16 protein-coding genes and 2 tRNA genes are annotated in these 23,306 nt (G+C 68.6%); 14 read left to right on the top strand and 4 right to left on the bottom strand.

Features of this window, described 5'->3' with window-relative positions; translation table 11 throughout:
- The first annotated feature begins 34 nt into the window (after nucleotides 1-34).
- The 4 genes from ARTB_RS18615 (at nucleotide 35) to ARTB_RS18600 (ending at nucleotide 5,933) form a co-directional block, all read left to right on the top strand.
- Nucleotides 35-2,329, top strand: a complete 2,295-nt coding sequence (locus ARTB_RS18615; protein WP_243181828.1) for a prolyl oligopeptidase family serine peptidase — start codon at nucleotides 35-37, stop codon at nucleotides 2,327-2,329.
- Nucleotides 2,330-2,477: 148 nt separating this feature from the next.
- A tRNA-Ser gene (locus ARTB_RS18610) sits at nucleotides 2,478-2,565 on the top strand.
- A gap of 172 nt (nucleotides 2,566-2,737) precedes the next feature.
- Nucleotides 2,738-4,390: a phytoene desaturase family protein gene (locus ARTB_RS18605; RefSeq protein WP_243181827.1), complete on the top strand. Its 1,653-nt coding sequence runs from the start codon at nucleotides 2,738-2,740 to the stop codon at nucleotides 4,388-4,390.
- Between the two features lie 73 nt (nucleotides 4,391-4,463).
- Nucleotides 4,464-5,933, top strand: a complete 1,470-nt coding sequence (locus ARTB_RS18600) for an MFS transporter (RefSeq protein WP_243181826.1) — start codon at nucleotides 4,464-4,466, stop codon at nucleotides 5,931-5,933.
- Here the strand turns inward: ARTB_RS18600 and ARTB_RS18595 are convergent.
- The gene (locus ARTB_RS18595) at nucleotides 5,878-8,058 is read right to left on the bottom strand and encodes a RecQ family ATP-dependent DNA helicase (RefSeq protein ID WP_028278123.1); all 2,181 of its coding nucleotides are present in this window, start codon (nucleotides 8,056-8,058) and stop codon (nucleotides 5,878-5,880) included. The genes ARTB_RS18600 and ARTB_RS18595 overlap by 56 nt on opposite strands.
- Before the next feature lie 124 nt (nucleotides 8,059-8,182).
- Between ARTB_RS18595 and ARTB_RS18590 the strand changes: the two genes are divergently transcribed.
- From ARTB_RS18590 to ARTB_RS18575, 5 genes are all read left to right on the top strand, one after another.
- On the top strand, nucleotides 8,183-9,601 hold the full coding sequence (locus ARTB_RS18590; RefSeq protein WP_243181825.1) for a phosphomannomutase/phosphoglucomutase: 1,419 nt from the start codon (nucleotides 8,183-8,185) through the stop codon (nucleotides 9,599-9,601).
- A gap of 2 nt (nucleotides 9,602-9,603) precedes the next feature.
- The gene (locus tag ARTB_RS18585) at nucleotides 9,604-10,089 is read left to right on the top strand and encodes a hypothetical protein (protein ID WP_243181824.1); all 486 of its coding nucleotides are present in this window, start codon (nucleotides 9,604-9,606) and stop codon (nucleotides 10,087-10,089) included.
- A 20-nt stretch (nucleotides 10,090-10,109) separates the two neighbouring features.
- Nucleotides 10,110-10,559 (top strand): RrF2 family transcriptional regulator, encoded by a 450-nt coding sequence (locus tag ARTB_RS18580; RefSeq protein WP_028278121.1) that lies wholly within the window; start codon nucleotides 10,110-10,112, stop codon nucleotides 10,557-10,559.
- 206 nt (nucleotides 10,560-10,765) lie between these two features.
- On the top strand, nucleotides 10,766-11,047 hold the full coding sequence (locus ARTB_RS21990; RefSeq protein WP_439954151.1) for a CBM96 family carbohydrate-binding protein: 282 nt from the start codon (nucleotides 10,766-10,768) through the stop codon (nucleotides 11,045-11,047).
- Nucleotides 11,048-12,062: 1,015 nt separating this feature from the next.
- Nucleotides 12,063-13,223, top strand: a complete 1,161-nt coding sequence (locus ARTB_RS18575; RefSeq protein WP_243181823.1) for a globin domain-containing protein — start codon at nucleotides 12,063-12,065, stop codon at nucleotides 13,221-13,223.
- 150 nt (nucleotides 13,224-13,373) lie between these two features.
- On the opposite strand, the gene ARTB_RS18570 is transcribed toward ARTB_RS18575, so the two are convergent.
- Both ARTB_RS18570 and ARTB_RS18565 read right to left on the bottom strand, forming a co-directional pair.
- Nucleotides 13,374-14,771, bottom strand: a complete 1,398-nt coding sequence (locus tag ARTB_RS18570) for an FAD-binding oxidoreductase (protein ID WP_243181822.1) — start codon at nucleotides 14,769-14,771, stop codon at nucleotides 13,374-13,376.
- Nucleotides 14,772-15,029: 258 nt separating this feature from the next.
- A complete protein-coding gene (locus ARTB_RS18565) occupies nucleotides 15,030-16,865 on the bottom strand; it encodes a phosphoenolpyruvate carboxykinase (GTP) (protein WP_028275179.1) in 1,836 nt (611 codons plus the stop codon).
- Between the two features lie 277 nt (nucleotides 16,866-17,142).
- On the opposite strand from ARTB_RS18565, the gene ARTB_RS18560 reads away from it, so the two are divergent.
- Nucleotides 17,143-17,216, top strand: a tRNA-Arg gene (locus ARTB_RS18560).
- Between the two features lie 148 nt (nucleotides 17,217-17,364).
- Here the strand turns inward: ARTB_RS18560 and ARTB_RS18555 are convergent.
- Nucleotides 17,365-18,093, bottom strand: a complete 729-nt coding sequence (locus ARTB_RS18555; RefSeq protein ID WP_028275178.1) for a FadR/GntR family transcriptional regulator — start codon at nucleotides 18,091-18,093, stop codon at nucleotides 17,365-17,367.
- Between the two features lie 165 nt (nucleotides 18,094-18,258).
- Here ARTB_RS18555 and ARTB_RS18550 point away from each other — a divergent pair, with 165 nt between their 5' ends.
- The 4 genes from ARTB_RS18550 (at nucleotide 18,259) to ARTB_RS18535 (ending at nucleotide 23,291) form a co-directional block, all read left to right on the top strand.
- Nucleotides 18,259-19,782, top strand: coding sequence for a dihydrolipoyl dehydrogenase family protein (locus ARTB_RS18550; protein WP_243181821.1), 1,524 nt, complete (start codon nucleotides 18,259-18,261; stop codon nucleotides 19,780-19,782).
- An 88-nt stretch (nucleotides 19,783-19,870) separates the two neighbouring features.
- Nucleotides 19,871-20,629: an ABC transporter ATP-binding protein gene (locus ARTB_RS18545; protein ID WP_243181820.1), complete on the top strand. Its 759-nt coding sequence runs from the start codon at nucleotides 19,871-19,873 to the stop codon at nucleotides 20,627-20,629.
- The gene (locus ARTB_RS18540) at nucleotides 20,626-22,662 is read left to right on the top strand and encodes a YhgE/Pip domain-containing protein (protein WP_243181819.1); all 2,037 of its coding nucleotides are present in this window, start codon (nucleotides 20,626-20,628) and stop codon (nucleotides 22,660-22,662) included. Before ARTB_RS18545 ends, ARTB_RS18540 begins: the two co-directional genes overlap by 4 nt.
- Complete coding sequence (locus ARTB_RS18535) at nucleotides 22,659-23,291, top strand: TetR/AcrR family transcriptional regulator (RefSeq protein ID WP_243181818.1); 633 nt, start codon at nucleotides 22,659-22,661, stop codon at nucleotides 23,289-23,291. The genes ARTB_RS18540 and ARTB_RS18535 overlap by 4 nt, the downstream gene beginning before the upstream one ends.
- Nucleotides 23,292-23,306 lie beyond the last annotated feature (15 nt).

Below are 23,306 nucleotides of genomic sequence, written 5' to 3'. Positions count from 1 at the left end.
TGCCACTGCCGCACCGATGTTCTTGGATGGGAAAATGACCACCACAGAAGCTGACCACCCGTCCGCGTCCGGCGAGGCCACCGGCGCCCTCCCGGCTGGAGGGACTTCCCCCGAACCCGTCGACGAGAACATCTGGCTGGAGGACACCTACGGCCAGGAGCAGCTGGCGTGGGTCCGTGAACAGAACGCCCGCACCGAGGAGCTCCTCGAGGACGCCGACTACGCCGATCTGGAAGGCCGGATCCTGGAGGTCCTCGACTCCACCGACCGGATCCCCATGGTGGGCAAGCACGGCGAGTGGTACTACAACTTCTGGAAGGACCGGGACAACCCCCGGGGCCTGTGGCGGCGCACCAGCTGGGACAGCTACCGGGCCGGGACCCCCGAGTGGGATGTTCTGCTGGATGTCGACGCCCTCGCCGCCGCCGAGGGCCAGGACTGGGTCTTCCACGGCGCCAACTTCCTCCGCCCGGCCCCGGGTGAACCCCACCGGCGGGCCCTGCTGGCGTTCTCCCCCGACGGCGGGGACGCCAACCGCCACCGGGAGTTCGACGTCGAGGCCCGCGGCTTCGTGGACCCGGCCGACGGCGGCTTCGACCTCCCGACCGGCAAGGGCAATGCCTCTTGGCTGGACGGGGACACCCTGCTGGTCGCCACCACCGCCAACGATTTGCCGCGGACCACCTCGTCCTATGCCCGCACCGGGGTTAAGCTGCGCCGCGGCGAGTCCCTGGCCCAGGCCGAGCAGCTGTTCGACATTCCCGAGGACCACATGATGGCGATCGTGGCCCACGACTCCACACCGGGCTTCGAACGCACGTTTGCCGTCGACTGGATCAGCTTTTTCGAGAAGAACACCTCGGTGCTGCGCGATGGTGCGTGGGTGCAGATCGACGTGCCGGCGGACGTGAACCTGAGCTCGCACCGTGAATGGCTGCTGTTCCGCCCGCAGCGTGACTGGACCGTCAACGGCACCACCCACCCGGCGGGCTCCCTGCTCGCGGCCGGCTTCGAGGACTTCCTCGCCGGCTCCCGGGACCTCGCCGTGCTCTTCACGCCCGATCCGCACACCTCCCTGCAGTCCTGGAGCTGGACGCGGGACTTCCTGCTGCTGAACCTGCTCCGGGACGTGTCCTCGGAGATCCACGTCCTGGATCCGCGGCGCCCCGGCACGGACGCCGCCTGGGCGGCCACCGTGCTGGACGCCTGCCCGCCCCTGCACGACGTCAATGCCTTCGCGGTGGATGACGAGGACGACGCCGAAGGCTCGGACGACGACGGTACCGGCGGCGCCGCCTCGGTCGCCGAAGGCGAGGCGCCGGGCGCAGGGAACGACTTCTGGCTGGTGGCCACCGGCTTCACGACGCCGACCACCCTGACCCGCGGGACACTCGCCCGCGACAGTGACTGCGGGGCTGCCGAAGGCGTGACCAGCACGCACGAGGTGATAAGGACCTCGCCGTCGTTCTTCGACGAGACCGGCTACGAGGTCCAGCAGCACTTCGCGGCCTCCAGCGACGGCACGAAGGTTCCGTACTTCCAGGTGGCCGCCAAGGACCTGGTGCTGGACGGCCAGAACCCGACCCAGCTTTCCGGCTACGGCGGCTTCGAGATTTCGCGGACGCCGGCGTACAGCGGCGCGATCGGCCGGGCGTGGCTGGAGCGGCGCACGGCGGAGTCCAGCGGCGTAGAGGGCGAGGGCACACACCGCCGCGGCGGCGTCTACGTGGTGGCGAACATCCGCGGCGGCGGCGAGTACGGGCCCGACTGGCACCGCGCCGCGCTGCAGGGCAACCGCCACCGGGCGTACGAGGACTTCGCCGCCGTCGCGAAGGACCTGATCTCCCGCGGCGTCACGTCCCGTCAGCGGCTCGGCTGCGTGGGCGGCTCCAACGGCGGACTGCTGGTGGGCAACATGCTCACCCAGTACCCGGAGCTTTTTGGCGCCGTGTCCTGCGGGGTCCCGCTCCTGGACATGCGCCGGTACACCAAACTGTCCGCGGGCTATTCCTGGATCGGCGAATACGGCGACCCCGACGTGCCCGAGCAGTGGGAGTTCCTGAAGACGTTTTCGCCGTACCACCTGCTCAAGGACGGCGTGGACTACCCGGAGGCGTTTATTTGGACGGCGACTTCGGATGACCGGGTGGGGCCGGTCCAGGCCCGGAAGATGGCGGCCCGCATGCAGGCCATGGGCATCCCCAATGTCTGGTTCCACGAGGCTCTCGAGGGCGGCCACGCGGGAGCTTCGGACAACCGGCAGGCAGCGGCCCTGCAAAGCCGCAGCCAGCATTTCCTGTGGCGGGCCCTCGCCGGCACCGAGGCGTAAGGCCCGCACCCAAGCAACGCGGAGTCACTTAGTGCCCATCCGGAGGGCCCCGCATGGGCCGGATCTGACCCCGCGTTGCTCTGGAGCGGGCCGTTTTGCACTGCGTGGCACCTTCTGCGTATCCTTGGTTGGCTAGTTATTAGCAATTGGAGACGTGCCAGAGCGGCCGAATGGGCTTCACTGCTAATGAAGTGTGGGGCACAACTCCACCGGGGGTTCAAATCCCCCCGTCTCCGCGTTTGGCCCCGGTCCTCGGACCGGGGCCTTTTGCGTTCCCGGGCAGATCAGGGCGGATCGACGTCGTTCATTCGCGCTGGTCTGCCCCCAGCAGTCACGTCCCCCGCCCCGGCCCGTCCGGTGGCCGGACGCCTCACGCCCGGCGGCGGATCCGGATGGCAGGATAGGCCCATGTCGAGCGACACGGAATTTGACGCCATCATCGTCGGCGGCGGACACAACGGGCTGGCCGCGGCCGCGTACCTGGCCAAGGCCGGGCGGGACGTCCTGGTCCTGGAAAAGCTGGAACACGCCGGCGGCGCTGCGGTATCCGCGAACGCGTTCGACGGCGTCGACGCCCGCCTCTCGCGCTATTCGTACCTCGTCAGCCTCCTGCCCCGGCAGATCATCGACGACCTCGGCCTGCGCATCACGCTGGCACGACGGCGCTATTCCTCCTACACCCCGGACCCCGCAGACGGCAGCCGGGCCCTGCTGGTGGACAACGGGGACGAGGCCGCCACGGCCGCGTCGTTCGCCGCCGTCGGCGCTCCCGATGGCGAGTTCGGCGCCTTCACCGCGTTCTACGCCGCGTGCCGGCAGCTCACGGAGGCGCTCTGGCCCACAATGACCGCGCCGCTGCTGGCGCGGTCCGACGCCCGGGCCCTCGCCGCCAGGGCCGGGGCCGACGCGGCGTGGGAGGCCATGATCGAACATCCCATCGGGCAGGCGATCCGCCGGGAGCTGGGCAGCGACCTGGTCCGCGGTGTGGTCCTGACGGATGCGCTGATCGGTACCTTCGCCCGGGCTGAAGATGAGGACCTGCAGCAAAACATCTGCTTCCTCTACCACCTGATCGGCGGCGGGACGGGGGACTGGGACGTGCCGGTCGGCGGCATGGGCGCGGTCTCCGGCGAACTGGAGCGAGCCGCGCGCGACGCCGGCGCGACCATCCTCACCTCCGCGGACGTCACCGCCGTCCGGCCCGGCGGCGGCGTGGACTACCGCCACGGCGGGCAGGGCCACTCGGCAACTGCCCGGTGGGTGCTGTCCAATGTGGCGCCGGCCGTCCTGGACCGACTGCGCGGCCTGCCTGCCGCCGCCGCCGGCGCCCCTGCCGGCGCCCTTGGCATTTCACCGGTCGCCGCCACCAACCCGAACCACCGCCGCGAGGGCGCGCAGGTCAAGGTCAACCTGCTGCTCAAACGCCTCCCCCGGCTGCTGGACGGTTCCGTGAGCCCCGAGGCCGCGTTCGGCGGGACGTTCCACATCAACGAGACCTGGTCCCAGCTTGACGCCGCCTACAGCACCGCCGCGGCCGGATCCGTGCCCTCGCCGCTGCCGTGCGAAATCTACTGCCACTCGCTGACCGACCCCAGCATCCTGTCCCCGGAACTGCAGGCCGCCGGCGCCCAGACGCTGACCGTCTTTGGCCTGCACGTCCCGGACCGGCTGGTCACGGCGGAGAACAATGAGGACCGCCGCGCCGAACTGCAGGCGGCCGTCCTGGCCTCCCTGAACTCCGTCCTGGCCGAGCCCGTCGAGGATCTGCTCCTGACCGGTCCGGACGGGCGGCCCTGCATCGAAACCAAGACCACCCTGGACATTGAACGCGCCGTCGGGATGCCCCGCGGCAATATCTTCCACGGCGGCCTCGACTGGCCGTTCGTGGAGGACGGCGAACCGCTGGACACACCGGCGCGCCGCTGGGGCGTGTCCACGGACGATCCGCAGATCCTGCTCTGCGGCTCCGGTGCCCGCCGCGGCGGCGCCGTCAGTGCGATCGGCGGACACAACGCCGCCATGGCCGTGCTGGAATCGGAACCACCCCTGAGCCATGGGTGAACCAGTGCAATGGGTGAATCAGTGCAATGGATGAGCCGGCGCTATGGGTGAACCGGACCATGGGGACACGCGCATGAACGCCTTCCCGCGCGGCGCGGACCCGGCCGGGGGCAGCTGGAGCCCGCGGCTGGCCCTGCTGGTGTCCGCGACGTTCTTCATGGAATTCCTCGACGGGACCGTCCTGACCACCGCCATACCCAGTATCGCCGCCGATTTCGCGGTGCCTGCCGCCGACGTGAACATCACCATGACCGCCTACCTGATGACGGTGGCGATGGGCATCCCGCTCAGCGGCTGGCTCGCGGAGCGGCTCGGTGCCCGCCGGGTGTTCTGCCTCGCCATCGCCATCTTCACGGCCGCGTCACTGCTCTGCGCGCTCAGCCAGGACCTGACCATGCTCACGCTGAGCCGTGTCCTGCAGGGTGCCGGCGGCGCCATGATGGTCCCGGTGGGCACGCTGGTGGTGCTCCGCGGCACCCCGAAGAAGGATCTGCTGCGCGCGACGGCCTTCCTCGTGTGGCCCGGGCTGCTGGCCCCGGTCCTCGCCCCGCTGGTGGGCGGAGCGCTGACGACCTACCTGTCCTGGCACTGGATCTTCCTGGTCAACCTCCCCCTGGGCCTGGCGGCCTTCCTGGCCGCGCTGCGCCTGGTACCCCCAGTCCGCGGCGACAGCACGCGGCGCCTGGACTGGCTCGGACTGGTCCTGACCACGCTCGGGGTGGGATCCCTGCTGGTCGGCCTGGAATTGATGGGCGGCCGGGACGCCGGACTGCTGGCGGCCGCGGCGATCGCTGCGGGCCTGCTGTTCCTGGCCGCCGCCGCGGCCTGGATGCGTCGGACCAGCACGCCGCTGTTCAATCTGTCCGTCTTCGGCACGCGGACGTTCCGCGCGACGGCGACGGGAGGCTTCGTGTACCGCCTGACCATCAGCGCGGTGCCGTTCCTGCTGCCGCTGATGTTCCAGGTCGGTTTCGGCTGGGACCCGCTGCGCGCCGGGGCGATGGTGTCGGCCGTGTTCGTGGGGAACATCGGGATCAAGCCCGCCACGACGCCCCTGATCCGGCGTTTCGGGTTCAAGCCCGTACTGGTGTTCGCGTCTCTGGCCTCCGCAGCCACTTTCGCGCTGTGCGCGCTGCTCGACGCCGGCACGCCGGAACCGCTGATTGTCGCGGTGCTCGTGGCCAGCGGGGCGTTCCGCTCGATCGGATTCTCGGCCTACGCGTCCGTGCAGTACGCCGACGTCGTCCCGGCCCAGCTGCCGTCCGCCAACGCCGTCTCCGCGACGCTCGTGCAGCTCGCCACCGCGGCCGGGATCGCGGTCGGGGCACTCCTGCTGCGGGTCTTCGAGGCAGGCAGCCGCGCGGGATCCCCCGGGGTCGCCGGTGATCCGGCGGCGCCGTACCGGGCGGCGTTCCTGGCCATCGCTGTCCTGATGCTCCTGAGCACCCTGGACAGCCTGGTCCTCCCCCGCCACGCCGGTGCGGAGGTCAGCCGGCCTGGCCCAGCACCAGCGGCAGAACGGCGCCGGCGCCCGCGAGCCTGAGGGCCCGCCCGGAGACGGTCAGGGTCCAGCGGCTGTCCACGAGGTCGTCCACCAGCATGACGCTCTGGCCACGGATTCCGGCCAGGGCCTCCTCCAGCTCCGGTCCCACCACCAGGCGGTCCCAGACGCCGGCGAGCCGGTAGGCGCTGTTCCCGCCGCGGCCGCCGGTGGGTCCGCCGTGATTGAGCTGCAGCTGGCCCAGATACGGGATGCGGCCGATCTCCGAGATCCCGCGGGCCAGGGAATCCACCAGCAACGGCTTCCCGCGGGAGGGCAGGCTGATGATCGCGGCAGGCCGGCCGGCCCCGCTCCAGCCAGCGGTCCGGGCATCTCCGGTGCCCCACTCCCGGAGCACCTGGACGCAGGCCTGCAGCATGCCCGGGTCCACGGGCCGGTCGGGCGCACCGGCGGCGAAGGCCTCCCGCAGGGCCCCGCCCCAGCCAAGGTCCGTCAGGCGCGCCAGCACCCGGCCGTCCGCGAGGGCCTCATCCGGCTTGATCTTGCCCTTAACCGGCACGCCCAGGCGGTCCATGCCGCTGGGCCACTGCAGCCGCGGTTCCAGGGCGACGCCGGCCCGGCGCAGGGTCTGCCCGGCGGTCTCCGTGGCGTCCTCGGCGATGTCGGCGCGGAACCAGCGGCCCGCGCAGTTGTCGCAGCGGCCGCAGGCGCGGGCCGTTTCATCGTCCAGCACCGAGGTGATGTATTCCATCCGGCAGCCGGCCGTGTCCTGGTAGATGACCATCGAGTCCTGTTCATCCACCCGGGCCTCGGCGATCCGGCCGTACCGCTCGGCGTCGTAGTTCCACGGCTGTCCCGTGGAACGCCAGCCGCCGCCGACGCGTTCGACGGCGCCGTCCACGGCCAGGACTTTCAGCAGCAGCTCCAGCGGGGTGCGGCGGAGGTCCACCCGGGCCTCGAGTGCCACCGTGGACACCGCCGTGCCTGCCTCGGCGAGGGCCGTCAGGACCGCGGCAGCCTTCTCCTCGGACGGCATGGACGCCGTGGCGAAGTACTGCCAGATGTCGCGGTCCTCGGATCCCGGCAGCAGCAGGACGTCGGCGTTCGCCGCACCACGGCCGGCACGGCCCACCTGCTGGTAGTAGGCCACCGGCGACGACGGCGCGCCCAGGTGCACGACGAAGCCGAGGTCCGGCTTGTCGAAACCCATGCCGAGGGCGGAGGTGGCCACGAGCGCCTTGACCTGGTTGTCCTTCAGGAGCTGCTCGGCGCGTTCCCGGTCCGCGGGGTCGGTGCGGCCGGTGTAGGCGAGGACCTCGTGCCCCGCCTCGGCCAGGAGGCGGGCGGTGTCCTCGGCGGCGGACACGGTGAGGGTGTAGATGATGCCGCTGCCCTGCAGATCCTGCAGGTGGGTCAGCAGCCAGCCGAGGCGTTCGCGGGAATCGGGCAGGGTCAGGACACCGAGCCGGAGCGAATCCCGGCCCAGGGCGCCACGGATGGTGAGCACGTCCTTGCCGAGCTGTTCCTCGATGTCATGCACCACCCGGGAGTTGGCCGTGGCAGTGGTGGCGAGCACCGGGACCGTGTCCGGGAGCTGCGTGATGAGGTCCGCGATGCGCCGGTAGTCGGGGCGGAAGTCGTGGCCCCAGTCCGAGATGCAGTGGGCCTCGTCAATCACCAGCAGCCCGGTCCGGCGGACGAGCTCGGGCAGCTGGTTTTCCCGGAAGGACGGGTTGGTGAGTCGTTCCGGCGAGACCAGCAGGACGTCCACTTCATCGGCGGCGAGCTGCTCGCGGACAGTGTCCCAGTCCAGCTGGTTGGCGGAGTTGATCGCCACCGCCCGCACGCCGGCCCGCGCCGCGGCCGCGACCTGGTCCCGCATGAGGGCCAGGAGCGGGGACACGATCAGGGTGGGCCCGGCGCCGCGGCGGCGCAACAGCAGGGAGGCGACAAAGTACACGGCCGACTTCCCCCAGCCGGTGCGCTGCACCACCAGGGCCCGCCTGCCGCCGTCGACCAGGGCCTCAATGGCCTCGAACTGGCCGTCATGGAACTCGGCTTCAGGATGGCCCACGAGCTCCCGCAGTACGTTCTGGGCCTGTTCCCGGGTAGAGGATGTGGTGCCGGCTAGGGCAGTGCTGGAAAGGGCGTTCTGGTTACTGGCCATTGCTTCAGTATCCCAGCCCCCTCCGACAGCCACGAAGCCGGTACCCGCTATGTGCACAATCCAGGTGTGTTGACAAGGGTGCGGACAGGCCGGCGCGTCAGGGCCGCAACGTAAGATAAGACGCGTGAATACGGATAAGACAAAGACTTTTGACCTCTCGACCTCGTTCAAGGCCTACGATGTGCGCGGAATCGTGGGGCAATCCATCACCGCGGAGATCGTCGAAGCCGTCGGTGCCGCCTTCGTCGACGTCCTGGAACTCACAGGGCAGACCGTGCTGGTGGGCGGGGACATGCGCCCCTCTTCCCCCGAGTTCGCCAAAGCCTTCGCGAACGGCGCAGCCACCCGGGGCGCCAACGTCCAGCTGCTGGACCTGATCTCCACCGACGAGCTCTACTACGCGTGCGGGGCCCTCAACGCCGCCGGCGCCACGTTCACCGCGAGCCACAACCCGGCCGAATACAACGGCATCAAGATGGCCAAGGCCGGCGCCGTGCCGATCTCCTCCGAAACCGGGCTCATGGAAATCCAGGCCCGCGCCGAGGAATACCTCAACGCCGGCGCCATCCCCGCGGCCGGCAGCACTGGCCTGATTGGCGTGCAGGACGTCCTCAAGGGCTACGCGGAGTACCTGCGGTCCCTGGTGGACCTGCGCGGTTCCCGGCCGCTGAAAGTTGTGGTCGATGCCGGCAACGGCATGGCCGGTCTCACCACCCCGGCCGTGCTTGGCGATGCCCTGCTGCCCAAGCTTCCGCTGGAGATCGTGCCGCTGTACTTCGAGCTCGACGGATCCTTCCCGAACCACCCGGCCAACCCGCTGGAGCCGGAAAACCTGCGCGACCTGCAGGCCGCCGTCGTCGAACACGGCGCGGACATCGGCCTGGCCTTCGACGGCGACGCCGACCGCTGCTTCGTGATCGACGAGAAGGGCGAGCCTGTCTCGCCGTCGGCCATTACCGGCATGGTGGCCCGCCGCGAAATCGCCCGCGCCCAGGGTCTCGGTGAAGACACGCCCACCGTCATCCACAACCTGCTGACCTCCCGCGCGGTTCCCGAACTCGTCGAACGCCACGGCGGCCGGCCCGTCCGCACGCGCGTGGGGCATTCCTTCATCAAGGCCGTCATGGCCGCGGAAGGGGCCATCTTCGGCGGGGAACACTCGGCCCACTTCTACTTCCGCGACTTCTGGAATGCCGACACGGGCATGCTGGCCGCCATGCACGTCCTCGCCGCCCTGGGCGAACAGGAGGGCCCGCTCTCCGAACTCGGCCGCGAATACGAGCCGTACCGGTCATCCGGCGAGATCAACTCGGAAATCGAGGACAAGGCCACCGCGGTCGAGCGGGTCCGCGAGGACTTCCACGACGAGGACGTCGAGGTCGACTACCTCGACGGCAGCACCTTCATCGCCACCGACGGCAGCTACTGGTTCAACCTGCGCCCGTCCAACACCGAACCGTTCCTGCGCCTTAACGTTGAAGCCACGGACGCCGCCACCATGGAACGCGTCCGCGACCGCGTCCTGGCGCTGGTCCGGGGCTAGCGGTGGCAGTACACCCGGAAGAATCCGACAACACCGGATCCTGGCGCGAGTCCGTGCCGGACGCCAGCGCCACGGACCTGGAGAACCTGCTCGGCACCGGCGTCGGTGCCGCGCAGGAGCAGCTGGAACGCAACGGCGGCTTCCTGCCCTTCGCCCTGGTGGTGCAGAACGACGGCGAAGTCCGGCTGGTGGCAGTCACACCCGCGGACGCGAGCGACGGATCGGACGCCGACTTCGACGCGGACGCCATGATCCGGGACCTCCACGAGTTGCTCCGGCAGCACCGGGAGGAGTTCCGGGCCGCCGCCGTCGTCTGCGACATCACGCTGCTCGAGGAAGACTCGGACGCCATCCACGTCGCGGCAGAGCACCAGGACGGCTCTCTCTTCGCCGCCGTACTGCCCTACGCCGCGAACGCCGGGACGCACGAACTCGAATTCGGCCAGCTGGCCGCCGATACCAACGAGCCCGCCGTCTGGGTGGACTAGACCGCCCTTAGGCTGGGGATATGAAGATCAATGCGTTCGCCGATGTGAGCCTTCGCGCTTTGCTGGTGCTCGCGGCCGTTCCGGACGGCGGGCTCCTGACCACCCAGAGCATCGCCGACGCCGTCGGCACGCCGTACAACCACGTCAGCAAGGCGATGGCGAAGCTGCGCGCACTGGGCCTGATCGACGTCGAACGCGGCCGCAACGGCGGATCCCGGCTGAGCAGCGCCGGCCGGACCGCAACGGTCGGCCAGCTGCTGCGGCAACTCGACACCCGTTTAGACCCGGCCGACTGCGTCGCCACGGGCGGGACGTGCCCGCTCATCACCGAATGCCGGCTCCGGGCCGCGCTGGCCCGAGCCCGCGAAGCCTTCTACGGCGAACTCGACGGGATCGTGATCGCGTCACTGCCGACCTCCCGGCAGATGGCGCCCGTCTTTGCAGCGATCGGGCTGCGCCCGGGGCTTTAAGCGGCCCGGCAGGTTCGGGCCGCTTACCGGCGGGAATCCGGCCCAATCTGGGGAAAACCTTTGGTTTGGCGTCCAAACGCCCTTCCTGGCGGGCCTGCCCATTGACTTCAAGCAGGCACGGGGTGACAAAGTACCCCTAGGGAACGTCACCAAGCCGGTATTTTTGTCTTTCCGGCCAGTCGAAGGCCGCTGATGAAAAGTATCCGCTGGTTTGGCGCTGCCGGCGCCGCGGCGCTCCTACTGACGTTCATCACCGCCCCCAAACACTGACCGGCGCGATCCTGCGCATCCGCACCACCAGCCTGGCCTCCGCCGGCTCCGCCAACACCCTCAACGTCCGCTCAGCGGCCGACTCCTGGTCCGAGACCGGCACCCTCTACGCCAACCGCCCCGCGGTTTCCGGGCCCACCCTCGGGTCCCTGCCCGGCGGCACGGCCGCCGACACGGCCTACGACATTCCCCTGGACACCAGCCTGATAACCGGCTGAACCGGGTCCCGGACCCTGGCCCTGACCGGCACCGACAGCTCCTGGTTCTGGTCACGCCAGGCCTCCGCCACGCTGCGCTCCACCCTCACCTACACGGACGGAACCCCGCCCGACACCACCGCACCCGGCGCGCCCGGGACCCTGGCCGCCACAGCCACCGGAACCACCATCGCCCTGTCCTGGACCGCGGCGACCGACAACACCGGCGCCACTGGCTACACCGTCCACCGCTCCACCGCTCCACCGCGGCAGGCTTCACCCCCGCCACCACCAGCAGAATCGCCGACACCACCGGGCTCAGCTACACCGACACCAACCGCCCCGCCGGAACCTGGTACTACCGCGTCACCGCCACCGACGCCGCCGGCAACACCGGCCCCGGCTCCAACGAGGCCACCGCCACCACCCAACCCGGTGCCGGCGGGACTGCGACCGTGCTGGCTGTCGGCGACATCGCCTGTGCCCCCGGCTCAGTTGTCACCACCTCGGCGTGCCGCCATGGCGACGTGGCCGCGGTGGTCGCGGCCCAGTCGCCCGACAGGTTCATCGCCCTTGGGGACCTTCAGTACCAGAACGCCACCCTTGCCGAGTTCATGGGGGCCGGCGGCGGCGCTCTCCCCCGACCGGGATCCGGTCCTTTACCGCGGGCGCCGGCGGGGCGGATCTCCAGGCGTTGTCGGCCAACACCGACCCCCCCCTCCTGACCGCAATGGTGGCCCGTGGCCGAAGCGCCTTCGGGCCGCTCAAATTGACCCTGAACGCGACGTCCTACTCCTGGCAGTTCCTCCCCCTTCCCGGCATGACGTTGACGAACGTGGGCACTACCGGTTCCTTTTCCGGCAGCGACACTTGCCACTGACACCCGCCTGCGCCCGCCGCCGCCACGCCCGGAAGCCCGTCGATTTGGAATAGATTTCTACGCAGTGTAGAACTGAGGCATAGATATTCGTATTTGAAATGCAAGTATCGTCGCGGGCCCGACTGAAGAAGCCGGGCCACTACCTCAGGAGTCAACATGCTCTCGGACAAGTCCTTCCCCGTCATCGAGGCCACCCTGCCGCTGGTCGGTTCCCGGATCGGGGCCATCACCCCCAAGTTCTACGCCCGCCTCTTCGCCGCCCACCCCGAACTGCTGGACGGCCTGTTCAGCCGCTCCAACCAGCGCTCGGGCAATCAGCAGCAGGCCCTGGCCGGAAGCATCGCCGCCTTCGCCAGCCACCTGGTGAACAACCCGGACACCCTGCCGGAGACCGTGCTGTCCCGGATCGCGCACCGCCACGCTTCCCTCGGCATCACCGAACCGCAGTACCAGGTGGTCTACGAGCACCTCTTCGCCGCCATCGCCGAGGACCTGGCCGAGGTCATCACCCCGGAAATCGCCGAAGCCTGGACCGAGGTCTACTGGCTCATGGCTGACGCCCTCATCAAGCTCGAGAAGGGCCTCTACGCCGCACAGGCCAACGCCAAGATGTGGACCCCCTGGAAGGTTGCCGCCAAGACCCCGGCCGGCACCGGTTCCATGACCTTCACCCTGGAACCGGCCGACGACACCCCCATCACCGCGGCGCTGCCGGGCCAGTACGTCAGCGTCAAGGTCACGCTTCCGGACGGGCTCCGCCAGGTCCGCCAGTACTCCCTCTCCGGTGACGCCGGCACCAGCCGCAGCTTCACCACCAAGCTCGACGACGGCGGCGAGGTCTCCCCCGTGCTGCACAACAACGTGGCCGTGGGCGACGTCATCGAAATCTCCAACCCCTACGGCGAAATCACACTCGCGGCGGGCGACGGCCCCGTGGTCCTGGCCTCGGCCGGCATCGGCTGTACGCCCACGGCGTCCATTCTGCGCTCCCTGGCCGAGTCCGGCTCGGACCGCCAGGTCCTGGTCCTGCACGCCGAAAGCACCCTGGACAGCTGGGCGCTGCGCTCCCAGATGACGGACGACGTCGAACGCCTGGACGGCGCCGACCTGCAGCTCTGGCTCGAGCAGCCCGAAGCCGGTTCCAACGCGGGCTTCATGTCCCTGCGCGAGGTGGACCTCCCGGCCAACGCCTCGCTCTACCTGTGTGGCCCGCTGCCGTTCATGAAGAACATCCGCAACGAGGCCATCAACGCCGGCATCCCGGCCACGAAGATCCACTACGAGGTCTTCGGCCCGGACATCTGGCTCGCCAGCTAAAGCACTCATCGGCTGCTCCGCAACGGCCCTTTTGAGGGGTCAAAAGGGCGTTTTCGGAGCGATCGATGAGAGTTCGACGGCGGCCCGGCATCTTTCGCAATAAAGGTGCCGGGCCGCCGTCGTGGTTAACCTGGCCAGGCCTGTCCAGGCTCAGCCCGCCGCCGGCACCCCGGTGATCGCGTGGCCGAAGCGCAGGAGGTTGCCGGGGTCGTACGTGGACTTCGCGGACCGCATCCGCTCATATACCTCAGGAGACCACGCCCGGGCCCGGTCCTCCTCGTCGCCCGGCTCGCCATGGAAATTGACCAGCGTGTACCCGGTGGAGTGGGGAGCCATCGCGGCCAGGATCCCGCTGATGGAGGCCGATACGGCCTCGGCAAGGGGCGGTATCTTGAACCCGACGAGGAACAGCAGGAAGGCCGCGTCCCGCCCCGACACGGCGTCCGGCAACGCATCCGGCACTGCAGCAGTCCGCGCCAGCGCGCCACCGAGCGGCCGGACCTCCACCAGCAGCAGCGGGCAGTCCGAACCGTCCCCGGTGAGCTCGAGCAGGTCAGCCACGGCATCGTCGCCGAAATCCTTCAGGAGCGCGCCGCCGTCCATGAAGGGCAGCGGGTCCGCCGGGTCCATGTGGATCTGGTCAACGTCGAGGTAGCTCATGGGCCCGGCCGTGTCCATCAACGGGGTGGAGACCGCCCGCATCGGGGCCAGCAGCGCGTCGCCGGCCTCGCGCTTGCCCAGGAAGGCAAAGCGCAGGTGCACGACGAACTGGTTCCGCAGCGGCTCGGGAACGAAGTCCATATCCGGAAGCCGCAGCAGCGAGATCGAGGGTGAGGCATCTTCGGGCAGCGTGGGCAGCCAGTGGCGGAAGGCAGCCAGGACGGTGGCCGCATCTGCCCCGGGATAGATGATGCCGCCGCCGTAGAAGTCACTGAACGGAAAGAGACTGAACTCGAGGGCGGTCACGATCCCCAGGTTGCCCTTGCCGCCGCGCATCAGTGCAAACAGCTCGGCCTCGGCGTCGGCGTCGATCCGCCGCAGCGCGCCGTCGGCCGTGACAATCTCCATGCTGCGGACATGGTCCGCCGCGAAGCCGTGCGCGCGGCCGAGCACGGGCAGCCCGCCGCCGAGCGTGTAGCCGACGACGCCGACGTCGGTGCTGGAACCGTGCAATCCGACGAGCCCGTGCGGCACGCTGGCCTCCAGGAGGGTGCGCCACTTCACCCCGGCGCCGACGCGTGCGGTGCGTTCATCCGGATCGATCTGCAGGTCCTGCAGCCTGCGCGTGTTGATGAGCAGGCCGCCATCGATCGCCGATTCGGCGCCGTGACCGGTGGACTGGACGGACACGGGAAGCCTGCGCTCGGCCGCCCATTTAACCGCGGCCACGACGTCCCGGGCATCTGCGGCCCCCAGAACGACGTCGGGCCGGTGCACTGTTGCGACGTTGAAGGCGAACGTCTCCTCCGCGAATTCGGGGCTGTCCGGCAACGCGACCGGGCCGCTGACAGCGCTGGACAAAGCATCGATGTCGTCGTTGACAAGCATGAGGAACTCCTGAATCTCGCTTACCGCGAGCAGGTCGGGGGCGCGGCCGCACCCGCCCGGAATGCCCCCAGCGCACGCTCCAATCGGCGGCCGGCCCGGCTGATGGAATGCGGACAAGCCTAGGGATCCGGCCTGACGCGGCCTAGGGACCTAAGTCCCGGCGTCACGCACCCAACGAAAACGGCGGCCCCGCATCTTCCGGGAAGATGCGGGGCCGCCGTCGCTATTGCACTGTTATAGGTGCTGTTGTGCCGGCTGCTACTGCTCGGCAGCCATGCGCTCCTTCAGCCCTGCGAGTTCGGCGCGCAGCGCCTCGGGCAGCGAGCTGCCGAAGTTGGCGAACCACTCCTCGATCGAGGCCAGCTCGGTGGTCCACTCCGCGGGGTCGACGCGGACGGCCTCTTCAACCTGGGCCGGGGTCATGTCCAGGCCCTTGAGGTCGATCGCGTCAGCGGTGGGGACGAACCCGATGGGGGTCTCCACGGCGTCGGCCTTGCCCTCGAGGCGTTCGATGGCCCACTTCAGGACCCGGGCGTTGTCACCGAATCCGGGCCAGGCGAATCCGCCCTCGGAATTGCGGCGGAACCAGTTGACCAGGAAGATCTTGGGCAGCCGCTCCGGGTTAGCCTTCGCGGACAGGTTGACCCAGTGGTTCAGGTAATCGCCTGCGTCGTAGCCGATGAAGGGCAGCATGGCCATCGGATCCCGGCGGACAACGCCCACGGCACCGGCTGCCGCGGCGGTGGTCTCCGAGGACAGGGTGGAGCCCATGAAGATGCCGTTGGACCAGCTGCGCGCCTCGGTGACCAGCGGGATGGTGGTCTTGCGGCGGCCGCCGAACAGGATCGCGGAAAGCTCCACGCCGTTCGGGTTGTAGTACTCCTCGGCCAGCATGTCGATCTGGTCGATCGGCGTGCAGAAGCGGGAGTTCGGGTGGGCGGCGGGCTTGTCCGAATCCGGGGTCCAGGAGTTGCCCTGCCAGTCGGTCAGGTGCGCGGGCACCTCGTCGGTCATGCCCTCCCACCACACACCGCCGTCGTCCGTCAGGGCGACGTTGGTGAAGATGCTGTGGCCCTTGGCGATGGCGCGCATCGCGTTGGGGTTGGTGCCCCAGCCGGTGCCCGGAGCCACGCCGAACAGGCCGGCCTCGGGGTTGACGGCGCGGAGCTCGCCTTCCTTGCCGAACCGCATCCAGGTGATGTCGTCCCCGAGGGTTTCGACCTTCCAGCCCTCGATGGTCGGATCCAGCAGGGCGAGGTTGGTCTTGCCGCAGGCCGACGGGAAGGCGGCGGAGATGTAGTAGTTCTTCTGCTCCGGCGAGGTCAGCTTGAGGATGAGCATGTGCTCGGCAAGCCAGCCTTCGTCCCGTGCCATCACCGAGGCGATGCGCAGGGCGTAGCACTTCTTGCCGAGCAGGGCGTTGCCGCCGTAGCCCGACCCGAAGGACCAGATGGAGCGCTCCTCCGGGAAGTGGACAATCCACTTGTCCGGGTTGCAGGGCCACGGGACATCGGCCTGGCCGGGGGCCAGCGGGGCGCCCAGGGAGTGCAGGGCGGGGACAAAGAACGCGTTGGTCGCGGTGATCTTGTCCAAGACCTCGGTGCCGATGGTGGCCATGATCCGCATGGAGGCGACAACGTAGGCGCTGTCGGTGATCTCGACGCCGAACTTGGGGTCCTCGGCGTCGAGGTGGCCCATCACGAAGGGGATCACGTACATGGTCCGGCCACGCATGGAGCCGGCGAACAGGCCGCGCAGCTTTTCCTTCATCTGCGCCGGGGCCATCCAGTTATTGGTGAAGCCTGCGTCGTGCTCGTTCTCGGAGCAGATGAAGGTCTGCTCTTCGACCCGGGCCACGTCGGCGGGGTCGGAGAAGGCCGCGAACGACTTGGGGAAGAGGTCCTCGTTGAGGCGGGTCAGGGTGCCGGCGGCAACGAGCTCGTCGGTCAGCCGGGTGTTTTCCGCTTCCGACCCGTCAACCCAGTAGATCCGGTCCGGCTGGGTCAGTTGAGCTACCTCTTCTACCCATGCCAGTAGACCGGCATGTGTGGTGGGTGCTTTTTCAAGCAACGGCAGTCGCGCCAGATCTCCCATTACGGTTCCCTTCCTCGGGTTCAGTGGTGTGTCCTAAATGCTAGGGCTCGGCAGGGGGCCCATTTCGGGCCCGGACGTGGGATGACCGGGGCGGAGCAATTCAAAAACCGCGGAAATTCAAGGAACTGGCCGGCCATCATCCCTCCTTTTTGTGACTAAGGTCACGTAGACCGGTCTAGTCGGCTAGATTACACCCGTTTCGATTTGTAACTGGGCCCGGGCTCGCGTAAAGTAATTCGAGGTTCGGGGAGAGAGAAGTTCTCCAAGAGCCAAGAATGCGCCCATAGCTCAGCTGGATAGAGCGTCTGTCTACGGAACAGAAGGTCAGGGGTTCGAATCCCTTTGGGCGCACAGTTGAAGATCCGCCCCGGTTCGCCGGGGCGGATCTTTTGCTTTAACCGCCTACTGCCCTAGGCGCCAGGGCGCCGGGCCGGCTGCCTTAGGCGCCGGGCTGGGCGCCGGCGGCAGCCGTTGGGCCGGAGCGGCCCGGCCGCAGGGCTCAGGCCGTGGTCCGGACGATGATGGTGCGGATGTCGTCGAAATGCGTGCTGAGCCGCTCGGAGGCGAGGGCCTTGTCCGCCGTTGCGACCGCCTCATAGATCCCCCGGTGCACTGCGGCCGTTGCCTGCAGGTCGACGGCGTACGGTCCGCCGAGTTCGAGGTGGATCCGGCGGTAGACCTTCCAGAAAACGTCCATCAGGCTGATCAGCAGGTCGTTGTTCAGCGGCTCGAAAAGCCTGCGGTGGAACTCCGCGTCGGCCTCGATGAAGGGCTCCCCCGCGTCGGCCAGCGCTTCCATGCGGTTCACGGACTCCTCCACGGCGGCCAGCTGTTCTGCGCTGATCCGGTCCATGGCGGCGCCGACCAGGCCGGATTCGAGTGCTTGCCGGACCTCCACGAGCTGCAGGGCTTCCTCGCCCTGATGGCGCAGCGACAGCCGGGCGCGGAAGGTGAGCCCATCGGTCAGGGCCTCGAAATTGCTCGGCGCCACGAACATGCCGAATCCGTGGCGGATCTCAATGACGCCCAGCGCCTGGAGCGCCTTCAAGGACTCCCGCAGGGTGTTGCGGCCGACGCCAAGTGCCGCCGTCAGCTCGTTTTCGGTCGGCAGCGGGTCGCCGGGAACCAGGTCGCGTTCCAGGATCAGCTCCAGGATGTCCGACTGGAGCGCCCGGAGCCGGGCCTGGGCGCTGAACCTTGCCAGCGGTATGGCCGGGCCTGTTGTCATGTTGCGTGCGGCCATGGCCGCCTCCTCCCCCAAGTATGGTCCCAACAGTATCGACCGTCCCCCGTCCTGCAAAGGGTTCGGCCCGGCACATTACGCCGGAAGCCCGCATCGCCGGAGCCCGGAGCTCCCCCGGATGCGGCCATGGCCCCGGCGTAGGCTGGTGCCATGACGGCACAGATTGAGCGGGAATTCGATGTCATTGTGATCGGCGCCGGGGCCGTGGGCGAGAATGTGGCGGACCGTGTGGTCCGCGGCGGCCTGACAGCAGTGCTCATCGAGGCGGAGCTGGTCGGCGGCGAGTGCTCGTACTGGGCCTGCATGCCTTCGAAGGCGCTCCTGCGGCCGGGCACTGCGCTGCATGGCGCGCAGACGGTCCCCGGCGCCCAGGAAGCGGTCACCCGCACCCTGGATCCGGCAGCCGTGCTGAAGCGCCGGGATTACTTCACCTCGAACTGGCAGGACGACAGCCAGGTCAAGTGGGTGGAGGAGACAGGCATCGAACTGATCCGCGGCCACGGCTGGATCACCGCCCCGCGGCACGTCGAGGTGGCCGGGCTGGACGGCAACAGCTACGCACTCACGGCCCGGCACGCCGTGGTGGTCGCCACGGGCTCCGCCCCGAACCAGCCGCCGGTCGAGGGGCTTCACGACGTCGAGTACTGGACCACCAGGGAGGCGACCTCAGCCCGCGCGGTTCCCGCGCGGCTTGCGGTCCTCGGCGGCGGCGTTGCCGGCGTCGAACTCGCCCAGGCCTATGCCCGGCTTGGTTCGTCCGTGACGCTCGTGGCCCGCGGCGGGCTCCTGGGCGTTTTCCCGGAACAGGCCGCAGACCTGGTCGCTGCCGGCCTGCGCGCCGATGGCGTGGACCTGCGCCTGCACACCGGTACGCGGAGCGTGCATGAGAACGACGACGGCTCCCTTACCGTAATGCTCGACGGCGGCCCCACGGGCGGCCCCACGGACGGCCCGGGCGCCGGTCCCGCTACCGGCACGGCCCATGGCGCCACGATCACGGCGGACAAGCTGCTCGTCTCCACCGGCCGGCACCCCGCCCTTGAGGGACTCGGCCTGGACAGCGTCGGCCTCCCGGCACCCGAGGGCGGGACCCTGCGGCTCACCACCGATTCCACCGGACTAGTCCACCACGCCACCGAGAACGATGTGTCCGGCAACCCCTGGCTTTACGCAGCCGGCGACGCCGCCGGACGGGTCATGCTGACGCACCAGGGCAAGTACGGTGCCCGGGCCACCGGAGACGCCATTGCCGCCCGGGCCAAGGGCGAACTCCGCGGCGAGCCGGCACCGTGGAGCCGCTTTGCCCAGACGGCCTCCGAGCACGCTGTGCCGAACGTGGTGTTTACCGATCCGGAACTGGCGAACGTCGGCCGGACCATGGCGCAGGCGGAGCAGGACGGCTTCCGGGCCTCCGCCGTGGAACTCCCCATCCAGGTGGCCGGCTCCTCCCTGCATGCCGAACACTACGAAGGGTGGGCGCAGCTGGTCATCGACGAGGACCGAAAGGTGCTGCTGGGCGCCACGTTCGCCGGCCCGGATGTCGCTGAACTCCTGCACGCAGCCACCATTGCCGTGGTGGGGGAAGTCCCGCTGGACCGGCTGTGGCACGCCGTGCCCTCCTATCCGACCATCAGCGAAGTCTGGCTCCGCCTGCTGGAAAGCTATGGCCTGTGATCCGTTGATCACAAGCGACTATTTCTATTTGAACTGACCGGTCAGTTCGGTTAGCCTTGAAGCAGACTAGACCCTGCGAAAGGCTTACATGCTCTCCGTGCAACAGCTCCGTGTGAACGGGCGCCGGAATGACCTGCTCCCACCCACGTCCCTTGAGGTACGTGCCGGGGAGCTGCTCTTGGTTGAAGGCGACGGCCAGGACCAGCGAACAGCCCTGGCCCTCACACTCAGCGGCCGGATGAAGCCCTCCGGGGGGGTGCTCAGCTGGGACGGAAATTCCAGGATTAAGCGCCTCCGGTTGGCCAGTGCACTGGTGGACTCCCCCGGTGTCAACGAGCCCGAACAGCATCTCAGCGTGGGCGACCTCGTCACCGAGGACCTCGCGCTCATCCCCCGGCGCTATCGGGGTGCTCTGCTGAGCAAACCCTGGCTCAAGGTCAACCGCTTCGAGGACATTGCCGGCCTCTGGACCGAACAGATTCCGGCCCGGCGACGCGTCGAACTGCTCACCGCCCTTGCCCTGGCCAACCCCGGAACAGATCTGCTGGTGGTCGATTCTCCGGACAGGCACAGCGCAGATCCCGCGGACTGGCTTCCCAGACTGGAAGACCTGGCGCACGACGGCGGCCGGCCGCTCGCCGTCGTCGTCACCGTCGCGGCACTGCCGGACGGCTGGACCGGGCCGTCCGCCGCAATCGGGAACGCCGTTAAAGCTGCCGCCGCAACGGGTTCCATCGTTGACGCATCCGCGGACTCCGCCCAGCCTGATGCGCAGGAGACAGAAGGCCATCCCGCGAAACACCGGAACCCTGAACCCATCCCGTTCGAAACCGAGGCCTTAAAGTGACTGTTCTGCGGCTGGCCCGCTCCGAGCTCAAGCGCATGACTGGCGGGCTCCTGCCCAAACTGACCATCCTGGCGCTGACCATGGTGCCTTTGCTGTACGGCGCGGTGTACCTCTACGCCAACTGGGATCCGTACGGGAACCTGGACCAGATCGACGCCGCCTTGGTAGTCGAGGACACCGGCGCGTCCGCCAGCAACGGGACCCGGCTCGAGGCCGGGAAAAAGGTCGCCGACAGCCTCGTGGACGGCCACGTCTTCAACTGGCAGAAAGTCACCACCGCCGCGGAAGCGGACCAGGGTGTAAGCAGCGGCAAGTACGCGTTCGCGCTCAAAATTCCCAAGGACTTCTCGGCCAACCTAGTCTCCCCGGGCAGCTTTGACGCCGCGAACCAAGCCATGCTGAATGTCACCACCAACGATGCCAACAACTACGTCCTCAGCAACATCGTGGACAAGCTGACCGCTGCCGTGCATTCGACGGTTGCCAAGGAGGTGGGCGAGGAGACTGCGAACCAGCTCCTGACGGGCTTCGGCACAATCCATACTCAGATAGTCCAGGCCGCCGACGGGGCCGGAAAACTCTCCGACGGCATTGCCAGGCTCCGGGACGGGGCAGTCAGTTTGCATGCCGGAACGAGCCAGCTGAACGGCGGAGTCGCCGAACTCGCCGCCGGTCAAATGAAGCTGCGCGATGGCGCCAACCAGCTCAATTCCGGCGCCGGCCAGCTCAGCGCCGGCCTGACGCAGCTGAAGGACTGGACGGCCACACTCCCTGCCGACTCGCAGAAACTTGCGGACGGCGCCGCGCAGGTCGCGGCGGGAAACGCGGCACTGAACACGAAAGTCCAGGACGTCGTCGGGCAACTCAGCGCTGCTGACAAGGGCCTCCGGGACCGTGTGGTCCAATCCAACAGCCGTCTGATTGCCGCCGGGATCATCACCCCCGACCAGGCCGGCAAAATCCTGGCCGATTTCGATACCGCCGCAGCCTCAAGCCCAGTGGCCGATGCGAAGTCCAGAATCCAAACGGATGCAGCCCAGATCCAGCAGCTTGCCGACGGGTCCGCCGCCGTAAGTTCCGGGACGGCCAAACTTGCGGGAGCAACGCCGGCTCTGACTGATGCCATCTCAAAGGCTTCAGCCGGCGCCAACCAGCTCTCAGCTGGCTCGGCCGCGCTGGCCGCGGGCGAGCAGAGCGCCGTTGACGGCACTGCCAGGCTCGCAGATGGCGCCCGGCAGCTCGACGACGGGGCGGCCCAGCTGGAAGACGGCGCCCGCACGGCCTCCGACGGCGCCGCCACCCTGGCCTCGGAGCTGGACAAGGGAGCCGGGAAGATCCCCAATCCCGATGACGCCCAGAAGAACAGCCTGTCCAAGGTGATCGCGGACCCTGTCGCCGTCAGCGACGTCTCTCAGGCCAAGGCAGCGTCGTACGGTGCCGGCCTGGCGCCATTCTTCCTGACCCTGGCCCTGTGGATCGGCGTATTCATGCTGGTCCAGGCCATGCGGCCCATCACCCAACGCGCACTGGCGTCCAACGCCCCGTCATGGAAGATCGCCGTCGGCGGCTGGCTGCCGTTCTTTGCCGTTTCAGTCATCCAGGCCACGCTGCTCACCCTCGTGGTGGACCTGGGCCTGGGCCTCAAGCCCGCCCACCCGGTGCTGATGTGGTTGTTCATGTTGGCGGCCGCCATGGCCTTCAGTGCCATCATCCAGGGCGTCGTGGCCCTGCTGGGAACTCCCGGGAAATTCGTGGTGCTTATACTGCTGGTCCTGCAGCTGGTTTCCTCCGGCGGAACCTTCCCGTGGCAAACCACCCCGCAGCCGCTGCACTTTGTCCACGAGGCGCTGCCTATGGGTTATGTGGTGGCCGGCATGCGGCACCTGATCTACGGCGCGGACCTTTCCTTGATCGTGCCCACGGTGGTTGGCCTCCTTGGGTACACTGTGCTCGGGGCGGCGCTTTCCACGCTGGCCGTTCACAAGCACAAGTTCTGGACCCTGAAGTCCCTAAAACCGGAGATCGCCGTATGAGCACAGTGGACGCCGGGAAAAAGCTCCGTCCGGCCCGCACGAACGCCACTAAACAGAAACTGTTCGAGGCGTCCATGGAACTGATCGGGGAGCGCGGCGCGGCGGGCGTAACGGTGGACGAGATCGCCACGGCCGCCGGGGTGTCCAAAGGCACGGTGTACTACAACTTTGGCAGCAAGTCGGACCTGATCGCCCAGCTGCTGCGCCACGGCGTGGACATCCTGCTGGCGCGGCTGCTGAGTGTCCGCGACGGCTCCGCCGACCCCCTCGCCGCCATGGAGGAAATGATCGGCCAGGCCATGGACTTCATGGCCGAATACCCGTCCTTCGCCCGGCTTTGGGTCAGCGAGAGCTGGCGCACCCCCAGCGAATGGCAGGACACCTTCGCCGAGCTCCGCGGGCGCCTGCTCGCGGTGATCGGCTCTGCCATCGACGGCGTCGCCGCCGTCTACCCCGTGGATTCCGCCGTTTCCCGGGGCAGCCTGGAAACGGCAATCTTTGGGGCCTGCTTCGTGGTCGGACTGGACCGCCAGACGTACAACCCGGAGCGCACCAGGGAGCAGAGTGTGGCCGCAATCATGGCCTCCATGCGCGGCTACGTCGTGAAGCAGCCGCCAGCTCAGGCATGATTGTTCACATGCGTC

Origin of the sequence: Arthrobacter humicola (assembly GCF_022803015.1) — a bacterium.
Taxonomy (GTDB): Bacteria; Actinomycetota; Actinomycetes; order Actinomycetales; family Micrococcaceae; genus Arthrobacter; species Arthrobacter humicola_A.
Note: the sequence above shows the minus strand (reverse complement) of the source record. Positions and strands in the feature narration are given on the sequence as shown.